Consider the following 17,070-nt stretch of genomic DNA (forward strand, 5'->3'; position numbering starts at 1 on the left):
GGCATGGGCGAGCATAGGCAACGAGCCTCGGTCCATACCATTGCGCCCTCCGTTCCGTTCCTGAAGACGCTGGCAACTGCTCTTGTAGATGGAACGCTGGTGCCGGGGTTTCGTCCGCTGGACGATCCTCTGCTGCTGCCGACCGCCACGTTGTATTTGCCGACCCGCCGTGCTGCGCGCCTGTTGCCGGAGATTTTTCAGGAGTTGTTTGGCGGGCGTCCGGTCTTGCTTCCGACAATCAGGCCAGTGGGTGACACGGAAGAAGATTTGCAGCTTCTTCTGGGCGCGGATGGGGATGGCGAGGCGCTCCCGCCCGCCATGCCGGTTCTGGAGCGTCATCTGGCCATGACACGCTTGGTCATGGCGTGGAAAGGTGCGCTTCGCCGCGAGGTTCTGAACCTCGGTTTGGATGAGCCGCTTGGTGTCCCTGCGTCTGCTGCAGACGCCGCATGGCTGGCAGCTGATCTTCTCGCCTTGATGGACGAGATCGAAACCGAGGAAGCCAACTGGTCGGACCTTCAGGCTCTCGTGCCAGACGATCACGCGCGCTACTGGCAGATCACGCTCGATTTTCTGAAGATCGTGCAGGAGGCGTGGCCCGCTCATCTTGCAGAACGTGGGGTGATGGATCCAAAGGCGCGTCGCTCGGCGCTCATCCGCAAGGAAGCGGAGCGTTTGTTGACGTCCCCGCCGCAGGGGCCGGTCATCGTTGCCGGAGTAACGGGGTCCGTCCCGGCAACCGCAGCGCTTTTGAAAGCCGTCTCGAGGTTGGATCAGGGCGCAATCGTGTTGCCCGGTCTGGACATTCGTCTTGACGATGCGTCCTGGAAGACACTGGATGGGGCGAACAGCAAAAAAGGTGCCTCAGGGAGGGGAGTGGGAAAATCCGGCGGACACGCCGCGCACCCGCAATACTCGCTGAAGAAACTGTTGGCACGGCTGGAGGTGGAGCGCCGTGATGTCCTGCCACTCGGCGGCCCTGGCTCTGAAGCCGATATTGCCCGTGAACGACTGCTGTCGGAAGCTATGCGACCGGCTGAAACCTCTGACGGGTGGATGTCCTATCTCGCCGATCGGCAAGATGGCGGAACTGCTGCCGCACTTGAAAATGTCAGCCTGATAACGGCAAGAAACGAAGCCGGAGAGGCGCTCGCCATCGCCATAGCCCTGCGCGAAGCCTTGGAACAGGGCGAGACTGCCGCTCTCATCTCGCCGGACCGGTTTCTCACGCGCCGGGTGGCAAGTGAGCTCGCCCGCTGGAAAATTCAGGTCGACGACAGTGCGGGCCGCCCGCTCGATCAGACGCCACCGGCCATTCTGGCAATCTTGACCGCCAAACTGGCGCTTTTCGATTGTGATCCGCTGGATCTGCTTGCGCTGCTAAAGCACCCGCTCTGCCGATTAGGTTTGTCGGCAAAGGAAATTCGCTCCGCAGCACGGGCGCTGGAGCGTGGTGTGCTGCGCGGTCCCCGCGCGGCACCGGGAACGGATGGTCTGAAGGCCGCTGTCAAGGCTGCAGCAGATGAAGCGGAGCAGGCGCGGCTGGCAGAGGGCACCTACCGCGAACCGCCGCGTTGGAAGAAGATCCACGAAAAGGACTGGCCCGTTCTTCTCGATTTGGTGGACAGACTGGCCGATGCTTTGGCACCGCTTGAAAGCATCGCCGGAGAGGCCGAGCCGAGACCGGTCGTGGAGCTTGCCGAAGCTCATGCCAGATCCGTCGCAGCCGTTGCCGCGGATGAAACGGGCAACTCCGATGAACTTTATGCCGAAGAGGCCGGTGATGTGTTCGCTGCTTTCATGGCCGAATTGCTGGCCTCCGGAAACAGCGGGCTTTTGCTCGCGCCGACAGACTGGCCGACGGTTCTTGGAGCCCTGATGTCATCTCATGCGGTCCGCCGTCGTTTGCCCGGTGACCCGAGGGTTCAAATTCTGGGGCCGATGGAAGCCCGCTTGCAACAGTTTGACCGGGTCATCCTTGGTGGTCTGAACGAAGGGACATGGCCGCAGAAGACCAGGAATGACCCCTGGCTCAATCGGCCCATGAAACGGGATATCGGACTGGAGCCGCCGGAGCGGCGCATCGGGTCCGCCGCCCATGATTTCTGCATGGGGTTCGGCGCGTCCCGGGTCATCCTGTCCAGAGCCAGCCGTACCGATGGAGCGCCAACCGTTGCGTCCAGATGGCTCCAGAGACTGACGACACTTGCCGGCGGTGTACTGACTTCGCAGATGGAAGAACGGGGCAACTTCTATCTGGGACTGGCTGAGGCCATTGATCGGGCAGATGGTCCTGTGCGCCCGGCAGAACGCCCGAATCCAAAGCCTCCTGTTGCGATCCGTCCGACACAGCTTTCCGTTACCGAAATCGAACGTTTGATCCGCGACCCTTACGCGATCTTCGCTCGGCATGTTTTGGATGTGCAGCCGGTCGACCCGATTGGTGGCGAGCCGGGGGCTGCGGACAAGGGCAACATCATTCACGACGCACTTGCCGAATTCTTGTCGACCTGGACCGGTCCTTTCGATGAAACAGCTGTTTCCAGCCTGATCGACATCGGCGAGGAACTGTTTGAGCCCCTGACTGCATTTCCGGCGGTTCGTGCGCTCTGGTGGCCTCGCTTCCAGCGCATTGCGAAGGGGTTTGTTGCCTATGAAGCCTCACGGTCGCCAAATGTCGAAACCCGGTATCTGGAAGTTGGCGGCGGCGTTGACCTGAAATTGCCGGGGTTCGATTTCCGCCTGAAAGGCCGGGCGGACCGGATCGACATGATGACAAACGGCACCATCGGCATTCTGGACTACAAGACCGGTCAGGTTCCCAGCCAGAAACAGGTGGAGGCACTCCTGGCGCCCCAATTGCCGCTGGAAGCGGCCATGATCCGGCGGTCCGGCTTCAAGGATGTGCTGGGCGACAGGCCGATTTCGGAATTCCTGTATTTGCAGCTGAAAGGTGGAACGGATCCGGTCAACGAGGTCTCCTGTTCGCCCAAGGAACGGGATGTTTCCGAATTGGCGGAAGATGCCTGGTCGCGGCTTGAAAGTTTGATCGCGCATTATGCAAAACCTGACAGCGGTTATCTGTCACGCGCCCGTGTGATGAAGGAGCGTGACACCAACGGACCGTATGACCATCTTGCCCGTGTCGCGGAATGGTCAACCTCCGGGGAGGACGACGCATGAGCGGGTTTCAGATCCCCGAATTGACCCGCGAGAGGCAGGACCGGGCATCCCAGCCGCGCGCCTCGGCCTGGGTGAGTGCAAATGCCGGGTCGGGCAAGACCTTCGTTCTCTCGCGCCGGGTTGTGCGTCTCTTGCTGGATGGCACTGATCCATCGCGCATTCTGGCTCTGACCTTCACCAAGGCGGCGGCTGCCGAAATGGCCACCCGTGTGTTCCGCATCCTCGGTGACTGGGTGACCATGGACGATGCCAAGTTGGCCGCTGAGCTGGAGGCAATCGAGGGAAAGAGGCCAAACGCCCAACGGGTTGCGTTTGCGCGGCGGCTCTTTGCAGAGGCGCTGGAAACCCCCGGCGGGTTGAAGATCCAGACCATCCACGGGTTCTGCGAGGCCTTGCTGCATCAGTTTCCGCTGGAGGCGAATGTTGCCGGGCATTTTCAAGTGCTCGATGATCGAATTGGCGGTGAGTTGATGGGGGATGCACGGGCCACCGTGCTGCATCTTGCCGAAACACGACCCGACAGCGCCTTTGGCAAGTCCCTTGCCACGGTCATCGACCTGATGGCTGACGGAACGGCGCAAAAGGCGCTCGATGAACTTATTCAAAACCGGGATGCCTTGCGCCTTTGGCTGGAGGAAACCGGCGGACTGGAACCTGCGCTCTTGCAACTGGCGCAGCAGTTGGGTCTCTCCGGCAGCACCGGTGTCACCGATATCGACGCCCGGTTCCTGTCGGAATGCCCGTTTGACCGAAACACATTGCTCAGCTACGCCGAAGCCTTTCGTCTGGGCTCCGGCAACGACCTGAAACTTGCAGACGCGCTTGTTTCCTGCGCTGACACTCAGGACCCAGTCTCTTACAAGAAGGCTTGGCTATCCCTGTTCCTGACGAAAGATCTTGAGCCTCGCAAAAAGCTCGCCAACAAGAAGGTGGCGGAGGAATTCCCGAACATCATCGAAGCGTTGCTTGCCGAACAAGACAGACTGGTTAGCCTGCTTAATGAGCGGCGGACTGCTGTTACCTTCGATGGAACCAGCGCGCTTCTGCGTCTGGCTTACGGCGTGATCGACCGATACGAGAAAGCGAAGATCGCCAAGGGGTATCTCGATTTCGAGGATCTTGTGGTCAAGACCGCAAGGCTGCTTGCCCGTTCTGATGCGGCGCTTTGGGTCCAGTACAAGCTGGATCAGGGGCTCGATCACATTCTGGTCGATGAGGCGCAAGATACCAGTCCACGCCAATGGCAGGTGGTCAGCTCGCTTGCGGCCGAATTCTTCTCCGGGAATGGGGCAAGCGAACGCGTTCGGACGCTCTTTGCGGTTGGGGATGAAAAGCAGTCGATCTACTCCTTTCAGGGAGCCGTACCGGCCTATTTTGATGCCATGCGCCGCAACTTCTCCAAACAGGCAGAAGATGCGCAACACACGTTTCATTCGGTTGACCTGCAATTGTCCTTCCGCTCAACCCCCGATGTTCTGGGCGCGGTCGATCTGGTCTTCAAGAAAAGGGAAGCCTTTCAGGGCCTCTCCCAAAAGCTTGAGGCTCCGGTCCACGAGGCAATTCGCAAAGACCCCGGCCTGATCGAAATCTGGCCGCTGGAGCAGGAAGCGGATGTTGCCGAACCGGAAGACTGGCGCGATCCGATAGATCATGTGGGCACGGGTTCACCGCCCGCGCGGGTCGCGCGGCGTATTGGTACAGCGATCAGTGAATGGATGAAGAACGGGGAAGCCGACCCCGGTGACATCATGATCCTCGTTCGCAAACGTGGTGCGTTCGTCGAGATCCTGAACCGAGAGTTGAAACAGCGCGGCATCCCTGTTGCGGGAAGCGATCGTCTTGTTCTGACTGAACATATTGCCGTTCAGGATCTGGCAGCGCTCGGGCGCTTCCTTTTGCTGCCCGAAGACGATCTCTCGCTTGCATCGGTGCTGAAGAGCCCGCTGTTCCAGCTGAATGATGATGATCTTCTGGACATCGCTCGGGATGAAGACGGTCGGCGGCGGGCAGGCACACTGTGGCAGAGCCTGCTTTCTCGGGCTGAGGCGAGTGGGAAATGGGATCAGGTTCGCGAACGCATCGAGAAATGGCGCGCGCGAGCCGACTTCATGCCACCTTTCGAGTTCTTTTCGCGGCTTTTGTCTGCCGATGGGGGACGGCGGTTGTTCCGCAAGCGGCTTGGCGTGGAAGTCGATGACGTTCTGGACGAGTTCCTGAACCTGACGCTTGCCTATGAGCAGACCGGAACTCCGGGCCTGGAGGGTTTCCTCGCCTGGATGGCCGCGGCACCGACGGAGATCAAGCGTGAACTGACCAGCACCAAGGGTCTGGTGCGCGTCATGACAGTTCACGGTTCCAAGGGTCTGGAGGCAAAGGTTGTCATTCTGGTTGATCCGGGCGGGAAGCCCGTCACAAGTGCGCATGACCCGGCCTTCCTGCCTTTGGACAGAAAGATCACGGGCGCGGCTCCGGCGCTTGTATGGCTTCCGTCAAAGGCCGATCGGACAAATTGGCATGCCTCCGCCATTGCGGAACGTCACGATGCACAGGCAGAGGAATATCGCCGACTGCTTTATGTGGCGCTGACCCGGGCTGAGGATCGGTTGGTGGTCTGCGGTTGGGAACCAAAGCGCGGCGCAGCGGAAGATGCCTGGTACAGTCTCGTGGCCCGAGCCTTGAAGCCCGGCGCGCGCGAAATCAAGGCTGCAGATGGGCAGGTTGTTTCCTGGCATTGGCAAAAGGCGGCAAACGATCCTGCACCGACAGCAATTAAGGCTGGTCACGGCGCAGGCGAGGGAACGGCGTCCCCAATGTTCGACCTGCCACCTCCGCCGCCCGAATGGCTGTCGGTTCCCGTGAAGGCGCCCAAGCGCAAGCGGCGGCTTCAGCCGTCCCGGGTTTTTGAAGTGATGGAGGAAAAGGAACGCATCGAGCCTGTGCCGGCAGCCGAACGGCTGAAGAGCCGGCTTGCTGATCCGTCGTGGCCTCTGGAGCGCGGCAGGATCGTCCACCGGCTTTTGGAGCTGCTCCCCAACATGCCGCAGGACCAACGGGACGCGGCAATCGAGCGCTACCTTGGAACCTCCTTGCCGCAAGCCTTCCGCTCCAGACAGGAGAGCCTTGCCAGCGAAGTGAGGGAAATTCTTGCCCGTGAGGAGTTCGCGCCGCTGCTGGCATCCTCATCGCGAGCAGAAGTGCCGGTCGTCGGCACGCTGACAACATCCGGCGGCGAAGAGATTTCCGTGTCCGGTCAGATCGACCGTCTGGTCGATATGGGCGATCACATTCTGATCGTGGATTATAAAACCAATGTGAGCGTTCCTTCGTCGCCCGAAAACGTCCCTGCAGAGTATCTGGCCCAGCTGGCTGTCTACAGGGAGTTGTTGAAGCCGGTCTTTCCCGGCAAAACCGTGAGCGCGGCGCTTCTTTGGACAAGTGCTCCAAAGCTTATGGTTCTGCCCGAGGAACTTCTGGATGAAACGTTCCGTCACCTAAAGCCGGACGGCTCGCCCGCTTGACGCGCGGCCTTCGGCTCCCTACGTTCCCAGCAACCGTGATACGCCTTCAAGGGGTGTATCTGACAAACCCTCACAAAGAGATCGAACCATGGCAACCAGCACGATTACAGACGCGTCTTTCGAACAGGATGTCCTGAAGTCCTCCGAACCGGTAGTGGTGGATTTCTGGGCCGAATGGTGTGGTCCGTGCAAGATGATCGCCCCGGCTCTGGAAGAGATTTCCGAAGAACTGGCCGGTCAGGTGAAAATCGCCAAGCTCAACATCGACGAGAACCAGGATGCCGCAATGAAATACGGCGTTCGCTCGATCCCGATGCTGATCATGTTCAAGGACGGCGAGCCGATGGCTCAGCAGGTCGGCGCAGCCCCAAAAAACAAGCTCGCCGACTGGATCAAGAGCTCCCTGTGAGCCTTTGGCTCTGAAAAACAGCAAATCGGAACGGCTTTGGGCGGGTATGCGGTTGGCGTATCCGCTCATCTGCGTGTAAAGAGGCCGTGCAATCCCATTTTCGAGAAATTTGAACGGAAAATCCATGAGCGACGACAACAACAAAATGGAAGAGCAAGTGGACGCCACTGCAGCTGCAGACACCGCATCTGAAGCGGAAATTGGCGCTGGCACCGATCCGGTTGAAGCTCTGATGGCTGAGAACGCAGACCTGAAAGACAGGGTCCTGCGCACCATGGCCGAAATGGAGAACCTTCGCCGTCGGACGGAAAAGCAGATCAGCGATGCCAAGCAATATGCCGTATCAAGCTTTGCGCGTGACATTCTGACGGTGAGCGACAATCTGCGCCGTGCGCTGGACTCCCTTCCCGAGGAAGACCGCACGAATGCAGCCGCCGGGATCGCTTCCCTGATCGAGGGTGTCGAAATGACCGAGCGCGAGTTGCTCAACCAGCTCGACAAGAACGGTGTGCGCAAGCTGGATCCGGAAGGCCAGAAGTTCGACCCGAACTTCCATCAGGCCATGTTCGAAGTGCCGAACCCGAATGTTCCCAACAACACGGTCGTTCAGGTGGTCCAGGCGGGCTACGTGATCGGTGACCGTGTGCTGCGCCCTGCCATGGTTGGCGTTGCCAAAGGCGGTCCAAAGGACATGCCGACAGCGAATGCCGCTGATGCGGAACCCGGCCAGACAGTCGACAAGAGCGCCTGACAGCTGATCAGACCCGCCGGAACCTCCGGCGGGTTTCCTTTGTGGCGGGGAGTCGGCGATGCTTCTTCAAGTGCTCGACTATCTGGGTGTCGCGGTCTTTGCCGTTTCAGGAGCCATCCTTGCCTCCCGCAAGGGCTTGGACTTCATTGCTTTCCTGTTTTTCGCAAGCCTCACAGGGATCGGCGGGGGCACTCTTCGTGACCTGCTGCTCGGTGTGCCCGTTTTCTGGACGCAGGCCGAGGGCTATCTCATCGTCTGTCTGGGCGTGAGCATCTACATGTGGTTCGGTGCCGCCCGGATTGAAACCCTCGGCAAACCGCTCCGCTGGGCGGATGCTGTCGGGTTGGCGGCCTATTCCGTCATGGGAGCCGCCAAGGCCCTCACTGTAGGCGACACGGTCTTCGTAGCCATCCTGATGGGCGTTTCAACAGCCACATTTGGCGGCATCATTCGCGATACGATCGCCGGTGAACCATCTGCCATCGCCAAGCCGGAAATCTATGTGGGCGCCGCATTTGCCGGAGCAGGCATCTATGTGGTGCTGGAACAGATCGGTTTCGGCGGCTGGCCTGCCGCCGTTATGGGCATGGCAGGCGCTCTCATTCTTCGCGGCGGCGCGATAGAGCGGGGCTGGACGCTGCCGGTCTACAATGCCAGGGACGTGGATTGAGGGGGGGCGCCTCGCGTGGTCCTTTACGCCGGATCTCGATCAGGCAAGACCGCAGGCCGCTGCAAAGGTCGCGATAACAAGGGCAACGGCGGGAAGGCTGACCGAATAGGCCAAGGTCGTCATCATGGGAGGCTCCATCACATACATCATCAAATTCCCCCCAACGATCCTTCAGATAGGATCCGTGGGCAGAATTTGAAGTAGGGGAGCCTGGAAAAGTTCGATCCCTGACAGATTTGTGACCGCCGGAAGATGTCCGGCAGTCGACGCGGCGGACTTCGTGTCAGGCTGCGCGGGGGCTGTTGCCCGGCAGGCGGGGCTGGTTCGGGTCACCAGCTTCGGTGAGTTCGCGAAGGTGATCTGCCTCGCGGTGCCACTTGGCAGCTTCGCGGCGCTTCATCCGGGCTTCCTTGCGCCACTTGCCCTGCTTGGCCCAGGCGCCGATGCCTCCGAGCACAACACCAACCCCAAGAGCTGCAAAGATCACCCAGAACAGCGGCACATCCGGAATGGTGAGCCGTGGGTCTTGCGGATCGAACGGATTGAGCGCGATCGACACCGTGTGCCGATTGGCAACGGACAACGGGATCATCACGATAGCGACGGCGAAAAGAATGATGTTCTTGACCAAACGGGTCACGGCGGTCTCCCGGTTTCCATCCCTGGTTCGGGTGGATTATAGAAGATTTGCGGCGTTTGTCGTGTCAGGCGACGTCAGTCGTCGCCATGATCCACACCGTCATTCAGTCGCAGGCGCATTTCCTTGCCTGTCTTGAAGAACGGCACATGCTTTTCTTCGACCTCGACCTTTTGGCCGGTCCGCGGATTGCGTCCGACACGAGCGGGACGGTTCTTGACGGAAAAAGCGCCAAACCCACGAAGCTCGACGCGGTCTCCACGCATGAGAGCTTCGGTAATCTCGTCCAGTATCGCGTTGACGATATTTTCGACATCCCGTTGATAGAGATGCGGGTTCTGCTCTGCGATATGCTGCACAAGCTCGGATTTTATCATTGGTGCCCCCTGGAACCGCTACTTATTCTGCCGCCGAGTCCGAAGCCTGCCAAACGGACACGAGGCCGTCAAGCGTAAGCCCCCGAGGAATCAGCCCCTTAGCGCTTTTTGCTTCTTTTACGAGGCCCTCGGCAATTCCCAAACCAAAGCTGCGAGACAATGCACCAACAAACGGGATACCGCCATCCTCCTTTTCGGGGGCCCAGATGACCACCGGAAGGTCTGCAGCAACCTCGCGTTCGCTCTCAAGCCATGTAATGGCTTCTTCTTCGCCGCCTATGGCGTCGATCAGGCCCAGCTTCTGGGCCGTGTAACCTGTATAGATGCTTCCGTCGGCCAGTCTCTCAGCTGTGGCCCGATCCAGTCCGCGGCGCTCTGCAACAAGATCGACGAACCAGTCGTAGGAATCCTTGACCAGCGAAGCCAGCATCTGCTTGGCCTCCGGCGAGGCCTCCGAGTAGAAATCAGGTTCCGCCTTCAATTCCGAGCTTTTCACCGCATCCATGTTGACGCCGACCGTATCAAGCAATCCCTTGAAATTGCCGAACTGGAAGAGAACGCCGATTGAGCCGGTGATGGAGTTGTAGCGGGCAACGGTATGGTCTCCCGCAAGCGCAATCATATAGCCAGCAGATGCGCCGACGGTGCGAATTTCGGAAACGACCGGCTTGTCGTCTGCCAACTTGCGCAAGGCACCATAGATCGCTTCACCGCCCGTGGTGCTGCCTCCGGGTGAATTGATCGCGACGATCACACCGCGTACGTTTTCATTTTCCCGAATGGCTTCAATGCGTTGAAGAAGTTCATAGTCATCGACAATGACACCCTCGATTTCAAGACGAGCGATGTGGTCGGACTGTTTGCCGGTGATGCCCCCTTCCGCAAAATAGGCGAGGGTGGAGATCAGGGCGATGGCAATCACCAAAAATGTGGCGATCCGCCAAAAGCTGACCTTCCGGCGCAACTGACGGCGGTCCAGAAGAGCGTCGACATCGACAGACATTAAGACAACTTCTCCGTAGTTTCGGAAACAAGGTGCCTCTAGATAGGAGCAATTACGTCGGAAATGCAAATGCTTAGAGAAAAAATAAATAGGCCCGGCATCTGAAATGCCGGGCGATGCATGCAATGTGATGCCGAAACAGCATCGTGTTCACCGCTGCAATGAGCGGTGACAGATCAACGGATCACTTGATTGCAACAAGTTCGATGTCGAAGGTCAGATCCTTGCCAGCCAGCGGATGATTGGCATCAAGTACCACTTCACTCTCGTCGACGGACAGAACGGTGACGGAAACAATCTGGTTTCCTTCCGCTTGCGCCTGAAGCTGGGTGCCCGGTGCGAGCGGGATGTGATCCGGGATCGCCTCGCGAGGCACTGTCTGGCGTGCGCCGGGGTCATAGACACCATATGCCTCTGCACAGGGGATGGTGATCGTCTTGCGGTCCCCGACTGCCATGCCCGGAATTTCTTTGTCGAGGCCGGGAATAACCTGTCCGGAGCCAACGACAAACTCGAGCGGGTCCTGACCTGATGAGCTGTCGAAAACCGATCCGTCATTCAGGGTTCCCGTGTAGTGAAGATGAATTCTGTCGCCGTTTTTTGCAGTCGTCATTAAAACCTTCGCTCTCAAAATGCTTGGGTGTTGCGGTTTATCTGATTGCACTCGCTGAAAGCGGCAGGGCTGGCAGCAAATATAATGAGAGACAACAGGATACGGCTCAAAATGAAAAGGCCCGGTAAATACCGGGCCTTCTACGTAGTGTGTCAGCGGATCCGTGTCGGATCTTAGTCTTCGTCGCGAGCCTTGAGGGCTGCACCCAGAATGTCGCCGAGGGACGCGCCGGAGTCGGAAGAGCCGTACTGTGCAACAGCTTCCTTCTCTTCTGCGATTTCCAGTGCCTTGATGGACGCGGAAACGCGGCGGGTCTTCTTGTCGAACTGGGTGATGCGAGCATCGAACTTGTCGCCAACGGAGAACTTCTCCGGACGCTGGTCTTCCCGGTCACGGGAAAGGTCAGCGCGACGAACGAAGGCAGTCAGGTCGCTGTCTGCGATCTTGACGTCGAGGCCGCCGTCCTTGATTTCGATGACTTCGCAAGTGACGATCGAGCCCTTGCGCAGCTCACCAGCTGCACCGGATTCCATCGGGTCACCACCGAGCTGCTTGATACCGAGGGAGATGCGCTCCTTCTCGACATCAACGTCAAGCACAACGGCGCGAACCATGTCGCCCTTCTTGAACTCGTCGATGACCTGCTCGCCCGGACGGTTCCAGTCGAGGTCGGACAGGTGAACCATGCCGTCCACATCGCCGTCGAGACCAATGAACAGGCCGAATTCGGTCTTGTTCTTGACTTCGCCTTCGACTTCGGTGCCGACCGGGAACTGCTCAGCAAAGGCATCCCACGGGTTCTGCAGGGTCTGCTTGAGGCCCAGGGAGATACGGCGCTTGACCGGGTCGACTTCCAGGATCATCACGTCGACTTCCTGAGAAGTGGAGACGATCTTGCCCGGATGGACGTTCTTCTTGGTCCAGGACATTTCGGAGACGTGGATGAGGCCTTCGATGCCTGCTTCCAGTTCTACGAATGCACCGTAGTCGGTGATGTTGGTCACGCGACCGGTGAACTTGGCTTCAAGCGGGTACTTCGCTTCGATGCCATCCCACGGATCGGTTTCCAGCTGCTTCATGCCGAGGCTGATGCGATGGGTGTCCTGGTTGACACGGATGATCTGAACCTTGACGGTCTGACCGATCGTGAGAACTTCCGACGGATGGTTGATCCGGCGCCACGCGATGTCGGTGACGTGCAGCAGGCCATCGATGCCACCGAGGTCGACGAACGCACCGTAGTCGGTGATGTTCTTGACGACGCCCTCGACGGTCTGACCTTCTTCCAGGCTCTGGACGAGTTCCGAACGCTGTTCTGCGCGGGTTTCTTCCAGAACGACACGGCGAGACACAACGATGTTGCCGCGACGCTTGTCCATCTTCAGGATCTGGAACGGCTGCGGCGTGTGCATCAGCGGGGATACATCGCGCACCGGACGGATATCGACCTGAGAGCGCGGCAGGAACGCAACAGCGCCATCGAGATCGACGGTGAAACCACCCTTGACCTGGTTGAAGATCTGGCCGGTAACCTTTTCGTTTGCTTCGAAAGCAACTTCCAGGCGGACCCAGCTTTCCTCGCGGCGAGCCTTCTCGCGCGACAGGACAGCTTCGCCAAGAGCGTTTTCAACGCGCTCCAGGTAAACTTCAACTTCATCGCCAACGGCCATTTCGCCGTCGCGGCCCTTAGCGCCGAATTCCTTCAGCGGCACGCGGCCTTCTACCTTCAGACCAACGTCGATGACGGCGAGGTCTTTTTCGATGGCGACAACGGTACCCTTGACCACTGCACCTTCGTAAAGGTCGGTCTGGGTGAAGGACTCTTCGAGAAGAGCTGCAAAATCCTCGGTGGAGGGGTTCAGTTCAGACATTAAATCTCCTGGTGCCAAATCTGGCAGACCGCCGGCGGGTTTGTGTTGCACATTGGATCCGGTTGGCTTCCGGGAGCTGCTCAATCGCATCTCCTTCCGACACCAAGGGTGAACCTCGTGGTCGGCCGGCGGTCGGAAGTCAAAAGGATCCGGTCTCAATTCGTGGCGCAATGCGCCTGAACCTCAATGAATTCAATGCGGTCGGAATGTCGTTTGGGCACTGGTTCCAAACGCGAAACGGGGCTCGCCATGTGTGACGGACCCCAGAACCTCAGGAAAGCCTGGCGCGGGAAACGATATCCACAGCCGCTTTGAACGCGCTTTCTATATCCATTTCCGTTGTGTCAAGCAAGTGGGCATCTTCTGCTTGCTTTAACGGAGCCACCGTTCTGCCGCTGTCACGGGCATCCCGGCGCTTCAGATCTTCCAGCACCGACGCATAGTCCGCTTCCTTGCCCTTGGAGAGGATTTCGTCTGTGCGTCGGCGCGCACGGGCGGCAACAGAGGCTGTCACGAACAGCTTGACGTCGGCATTCGGGCACACGACCGTGCCGATATCCCGACCATCGAGAACCGCACCGGGCGGCGTGGCCGCGAATTTCTGCTGCAACTTGACAAGCTCGTTCCGCAATTCGCCGAGAACGGCAACCCGTGACGCCGCCTCACCGATCTCATGGGCAGAAAGGACCGACTTGTCCATCTGGGCAAGATCCAGATTGCGGGCGACCTCAACGGCAACCGCCTCATCGCCAAGGGGCAGTCCCTTGACGAGAAGGGCTGCAGCGACCGCGCGATAGGTCAATCCGGTATCAAGATGCCTGAGGCCGAAATGAGCGGCAAGACGTCTTGCAAGTGTGCCTTTGCCGGAAGCGGCGGGTCCGTCAATCGCAATGATCATGCGGCGATGCTTTCTGTTTCCTCGATGGTCGCGCCAAGGCTGGTGAACAAGCCGGTGAAGGTCGGGAAGCTGGTGGCAATCACCGCGCCATCATCCACGGTGACCGGCTTGTGGCTGGCCATGCCGAGCACAAGGAACGACATCGCAATGCGGTGGTCCAGATGTGTCGTCACCGTGCCGCCGCCAATGTCCGCTGCGCCACCGGTAACAGTCAGGCTGTCCTCGCCCTCCACGCAGGGCACGTTGTTGGCTTCCAGTCCGCGCGCAACAGCCGCAAGACGGTCCGATTCCTTCACGCGCAGCTCGTCAAGACCCGGCATATGCGTGTCACCTTCGGCAAAGGCAGCTGCAACGGCAAGAACAGGATACTCGTCGATCATTGACGGTGCTCGGTCCGCCGGCACCGTAATGCCTTTGAGCTGGCTGGCCTTCACGCGCACATCGCCAATCTCTTCGCCGCCCGAATTACGCCGGTTTACGATCTCGATATTGCCGCCCATTTCAATCAGGGTGGTGATCAGGCCGATGCGGTGCTCATTGAGAAGGACCTTCTCGATGGTGACGTCCGAGCCCGGAACGATCAGTGCTGCAACGATGGCAAAGGCGGCGGAAGACGGATCTGCCGGAACCTCGACATGCTGAGGCTTGAGTTCAGGTTGACCAACGAGCTTGATGACCCGCTCACCCGCCTCGTTGATCGTGACCGAAATATCGGCACCGAAGCCCTTGAGCATTTTTTCGGTGTGATCGCGCGTCGGGACCGGTTCGATAACCGTAGTGACGCCCGGGGCGTTAAGACCTGCCAGCAGGACGGCGGATTTCACCTGAGCCGAGGCAACCGGAACCCGGTAGGTCAGTGGTAACGGCTGGCGTGCGCCCCGAATGCTTGCAGGCAGTCGGTCGCCCGAGCGGGCAACAACATTGGTGCCCATTTCGCGCAACGGATCCAGAACGCGGCCCATCGGGCGTTTGGAAAGGGATGCATCGCCGACAAAGGTGGCTGCAATATCATGGGTGCCGAAAATGCCCATGGTCAGGCGCACACCGGTTCCGGCATTGCCGAAATCGATCACGCCTTCCGGCTCCAGCAGGCTGCCGAGGCCAATGCCATCGATCGTGTAACTGCCATCATCCTGTTTGGTGATGACGGCGCCAACGGCGCGCATCGCGGCGGCCGTGGCCAGGACATCTTCTGATTCCAACAGGCCGGTTGCCGTCGAACGACCGACAGCCAGAGCACCGAACATCAGCGCGCGATGGGAAATCGACTTGTCACCGGGGACGGTGATGGTGCCGCGCAACGGTCCTGAGGCCTTTGCAGTCAAGGGGTTGGGTGAAGAGGCATGCGACATGCAGAACTTCCAAGGGTTCTTCGGACAAAATGGGGAGCCTTTCCTATCATGTGGATCACCGTCCGTCATCCGTTTGACAGCTTGAATTTTTGGCGAACCCGTGCAGAACAGAACATGGAATGTAAAAAACAAGCGATTTGTCTTTGACAGAGGGCCGTCCTTGGGGCTAAGGGGCCGCGAACACGACAACAACGAAGGGTAAGCACAGTGGCAAAATCGGAACTTGGCACAAAGCGACTGTGCCCGAGCTGTGGCGCAAAATACTACGACCTGAACCGGAACCCGATCACCTGCCCGAAATGCGGCACGATCTTCCAGGCGGTCATGACATCGCGTGCAGCCAAGGCGGCCAAAGTGGAAGAAAAACCCGAGGAAGATGAAGATGAAGAGGACGTCATGGCGCCCGAAATCGTCACCCTCGAGGAAGCCGATGCAGAAGCAGAAGGCGCCGATGATGTGCCGGATCTGAGCGATGACGATGTCGATCTCGACGATGATGATTCAGATGACGACGATGTCTTCCTGGATGATGAAGACGAGGATGACGAAGCCGTACCGGGTATCCGGGTCGAACTGGAAGACGATCCGGACGTCTAAGCTTATGGAAAATCGGGAAGTTTCGCCTTCCGACCGTTTTCCACAAGGTCGCGCGAAAAAGACTCGATTTTCTTCTTGATCAATGGGGGCGGCATGGATATGTTCCGCCTCCAACGACGCCGGAGACCCAAGCCGGCCGACAAGTGGTTAGGGGCCATAGCTCAGTTGGGAGAGCGCTACAATGGCATTGTAGAGGTCAGGGGTTCGACTCCCCTTGGCTCCACCATTTTTCCTCCTCGACAGTGCAATTGTTGAATATGCCTTGTGATGATTTCAGCACAGGGCCGACGCGTATGCGTTTGAGGCAAAGGCACCTTTCTGCCTGCTGTTCGCCGGATCCGCGGCAATGCATTTCTTGTAACTTCCGCCCCACTCGGGCAAAGGGGACGTCAGTTTGTTTCTGATGATCGGGCCCCATGCTTCCAGAACTGTCCGCGCTTTTTCTCTCCGCATTCCTTGCGGCCACAATCTTTCCGGCCCAGTCGGAGTTGGGGTTGGCCTTTCTGATCCGCGAAGCGCCGGACAAGATTGTGATCCTGATTGCCGTCGCCAGCGTCGGGAATACCCTTGGTTCGGTGGTGAACTGGGTTCTCGGGCGTGAATTTCGGGGGTGGGCTGCGGCGTCGCGGCTGAAACCGGCTGAAAAACACCTGGCGCGGGCCGAGGGTTGGTATCAGCGGTTCGGTTACTGGAGCTTGCTGATGAGCTGGGCGCCGGTGATCGGGGACCCGATCACTCTCGTTGCGGGGATCTTGCGCGAACCGTTCTGGCGTTTCCTCGCTCTCGTCGCCTTTGCAAAGACGGCTCGTTATTGTGTCGTTGCGCTTTTGGTGATGGGATTGATCTGACGTCATGGTGCCGTGCTGACACGTTGCCGCAGCAATGTTCATTTGAACGTCATAAAACGCATTTGTGGCCTTGTGGTTTGGCCTGATCCCTGTCGAGATGACGAGATGTCGACTTTACCGATCCGCCAGCTGGAACAGGCTTGGCGAAGAACGGGTAATTTTGAAAAAAATAATTAAAATCAAAGTTTTGGCGTGAAGATGCGCCGCGTGTCATCGTCGACATTGAAATCTTAGATGGCTAAAATAAGTGTTGGACATCGGCTCCCAGTCAGGGCAGAGTGTCGTTAAATGTTCATATGAGCGACATTTTTCATTCATATGAACATTCTATGGGAGGTGGGCA

The 17,070-nt window shown here is 58.8% G+C and carries 14 protein-coding genes and 1 tRNA gene; 8 read left to right on the plus strand and 7 right to left on the minus strand.

Going from position 1 to position 17,070, the window contains the following annotated elements; translation table 11 throughout:
* Positions 1-3: 3 nt before the first annotated feature.
* The 5 genes from addB to F0155_RS06800 all read left to right on the plus strand — a co-directional run bounded on the left by addB (position 4) and on the right by F0155_RS06800 (position 8,531).
* Entirely contained in the window at positions 4-3,183 is a 3,180-nt protein-coding gene (addB, locus tag F0155_RS06780) for a double-strand break repair protein AddB (protein ID WP_150523740.1), read from the plus strand.
* Positions 3,180-6,701: a double-strand break repair helicase AddA gene (gene addA, locus F0155_RS06785; protein WP_150523741.1), complete on the plus strand. Its 3,522-nt coding sequence runs from the start codon at positions 3,180-3,182 to the stop codon at positions 6,699-6,701. The genes addB and addA overlap by 4 nt, the downstream gene beginning before the upstream one ends.
* Positions 6,702-6,789: 88 nt before the next feature.
* Positions 6,790-7,110, plus strand: coding sequence for a thioredoxin (gene trxA / locus F0155_RS06790; RefSeq protein ID WP_150523742.1), 321 nt, complete (start codon positions 6,790-6,792; stop codon positions 7,108-7,110).
* 124 nt (positions 7,111-7,234) lie between these two features.
* Positions 7,235-7,861, plus strand: coding sequence for a nucleotide exchange factor GrpE (gene grpE / locus F0155_RS06795; RefSeq protein ID WP_150523743.1), 627 nt, complete (start codon positions 7,235-7,237; stop codon positions 7,859-7,861).
* Between the two features lie 58 nt (positions 7,862-7,919).
* Positions 7,920-8,531 carry a trimeric intracellular cation channel family protein gene (locus tag F0155_RS06800; RefSeq protein WP_150523744.1) on the plus strand — a complete coding sequence of 204 codons (612 nt, stop codon included), beginning with the start codon at positions 7,920-7,922 and terminating at the stop codon, positions 8,529-8,531.
* Positions 8,532-8,814: 283 nt separating this feature from the next.
* On the opposite strand, the gene F0155_RS06805 is transcribed toward F0155_RS06800, so the two are convergent.
* The 7 genes from F0155_RS06805 to aroA all read right to left on the minus strand — a co-directional run bounded on the left by F0155_RS06805 (position 8,815) and on the right by aroA (position 15,282).
* Positions 8,815-9,171 carry a lipopolysaccharide assembly protein LapA domain-containing protein gene (locus F0155_RS06805; protein WP_150523745.1) on the minus strand — a complete coding sequence of 119 codons (357 nt, stop codon included), beginning with the start codon at positions 9,169-9,171 and terminating at the stop codon, positions 8,815-8,817.
* A gap of 74 nt (positions 9,172-9,245) precedes the next feature.
* A complete protein-coding gene (locus F0155_RS06810) occupies positions 9,246-9,545 on the minus strand; it encodes an integration host factor subunit beta (protein ID WP_150523746.1) in 300 nt (99 codons plus the stop codon).
* A 22-nt stretch (positions 9,546-9,567) separates the two neighbouring features.
* Positions 9,568-10,548 carry a signal peptide peptidase SppA gene (sppA, locus tag F0155_RS06815; protein ID WP_150523747.1) on the minus strand — a complete coding sequence of 327 codons (981 nt, stop codon included), beginning with the start codon at positions 10,546-10,548 and terminating at the stop codon, positions 9,568-9,570.
* A 184-nt stretch (positions 10,549-10,732) separates the two neighbouring features.
* Positions 10,733-11,161, minus strand: coding sequence for an FKBP-type peptidyl-prolyl cis-trans isomerase (locus tag F0155_RS06820; RefSeq protein ID WP_150523748.1), 429 nt, complete (start codon positions 11,159-11,161; stop codon positions 10,733-10,735).
* Positions 11,162-11,334: 173 nt separating this feature from the next.
* Positions 11,335-13,032: a 30S ribosomal protein S1 gene (rpsA, locus tag F0155_RS06825; protein WP_150523749.1), complete on the minus strand. Its 1,698-nt coding sequence runs from the start codon at positions 13,030-13,032 to the stop codon at positions 11,335-11,337.
* 271 nt (positions 13,033-13,303) lie between these two features.
* A complete protein-coding gene (gene cmk / locus F0155_RS06830; protein ID WP_150523750.1) occupies positions 13,304-13,930 on the minus strand; it encodes a (d)CMP kinase in 627 nt (208 codons plus the stop codon).
* On the minus strand, positions 13,927-15,282 hold the full coding sequence (aroA, locus tag F0155_RS06835) for a 3-phosphoshikimate 1-carboxyvinyltransferase (protein ID WP_192913768.1): 1,356 nt from the start codon (positions 15,280-15,282) through the stop codon (positions 13,927-13,929). The genes cmk and aroA overlap by 4 nt, the downstream gene beginning before the upstream one ends.
* A gap of 207 nt (positions 15,283-15,489) precedes the next feature.
* Between aroA and F0155_RS06840 the strand changes: the two genes are divergently transcribed.
* From F0155_RS06840 to F0155_RS06850, 3 genes are all read left to right on the plus strand, one after another.
* Complete coding sequence (locus tag F0155_RS06840; protein ID WP_150523751.1) at positions 15,490-15,879, plus strand: TIGR02300 family protein; 390 nt, start codon at positions 15,490-15,492, stop codon at positions 15,877-15,879.
* A 150-nt stretch (positions 15,880-16,029) separates the two neighbouring features.
* Positions 16,030-16,105: transfer RNA gene (locus F0155_RS06845), tRNA-Ala, on the plus strand.
* 190 nt (positions 16,106-16,295) lie between these two features.
* Positions 16,296-16,727 carry a YqaA family protein gene (locus tag F0155_RS06850; protein ID WP_150523752.1) on the plus strand — a complete coding sequence of 144 codons (432 nt, stop codon included), beginning with the start codon at positions 16,296-16,298 and terminating at the stop codon, positions 16,725-16,727.
* Positions 16,728-17,070 lie beyond the last annotated feature (343 nt).

Source organism: Roseibium sediminis (assembly GCF_008711325.1).
GTDB lineage: Bacteria > Pseudomonadota > Alphaproteobacteria > Rhizobiales > Stappiaceae > Roseibium > Roseibium sediminis.

Bases quoted from the DNA above. Each gene is read 5' to 3' on its own strand.
- addB (WP_150523740.1), top strand. From the start codon at position 4: ATGGGCGAGCATAGGCAACGAGCCTCGGTCCATACCATTGCGCCCTCC.
- addA (WP_150523741.1), top strand. From the start codon at position 3,180: ATGAGCGGGTTTCAGATCCCCGAATTGACCCGCGAGAGGCAGGACCGG.
- trxA (WP_150523742.1), top strand. From the start codon at position 6,790: ATGGCAACCAGCACGATTACAGACGCGTCTTTCGAACAGGATGTCCTG.
- grpE (WP_150523743.1), top strand. From the start codon at position 7,235: ATGAGCGACGACAACAACAAAATGGAAGAGCAAGTGGACGCCACTGCA.
- F0155_RS06800 (WP_150523744.1), top strand. From the start codon at position 7,920: ATGCTTCTTCAAGTGCTCGACTATCTGGGTGTCGCGGTCTTTGCCGTT.
- F0155_RS06810 (WP_150523746.1), bottom strand. From the start codon at position 9,545: ATGATAAAATCCGAGCTTGTGCAGCATATCGCAGAGCAGAACCCGCAT.
- sppA (WP_150523747.1), bottom strand. From the start codon at position 10,548: ATGTCTGTCGATGTCGACGCTCTTCTGGACCGCCGTCAGTTGCGCCGG.
- F0155_RS06820 (WP_150523748.1), bottom strand. From the start codon at position 11,161: ATGACGACTGCAAAAAACGGCGACAGAATTCATCTTCACTACACGGGA.
- rpsA (WP_150523749.1), bottom strand. From the start codon at position 13,032: ATGTCTGAACTGAACCCCTCCACCGAGGATTTTGCAGCTCTTCTCGAA.
- cmk (WP_150523750.1), bottom strand. From the start codon at position 13,930: ATGATCATTGCGATTGACGGACCCGCCGCTTCCGGCAAAGGCACACTT.
- aroA (WP_192913768.1), bottom strand. From the start codon at position 15,282: ATGTCGCATGCCTCTTCACCCAACCCCTTGACTGCAAAGGCCTCAGGA.
- F0155_RS06850 (WP_150523752.1), top strand. From the start codon at position 16,296: ATGCTTCCAGAACTGTCCGCGCTTTTTCTCTCCGCATTCCTTGCGGCC.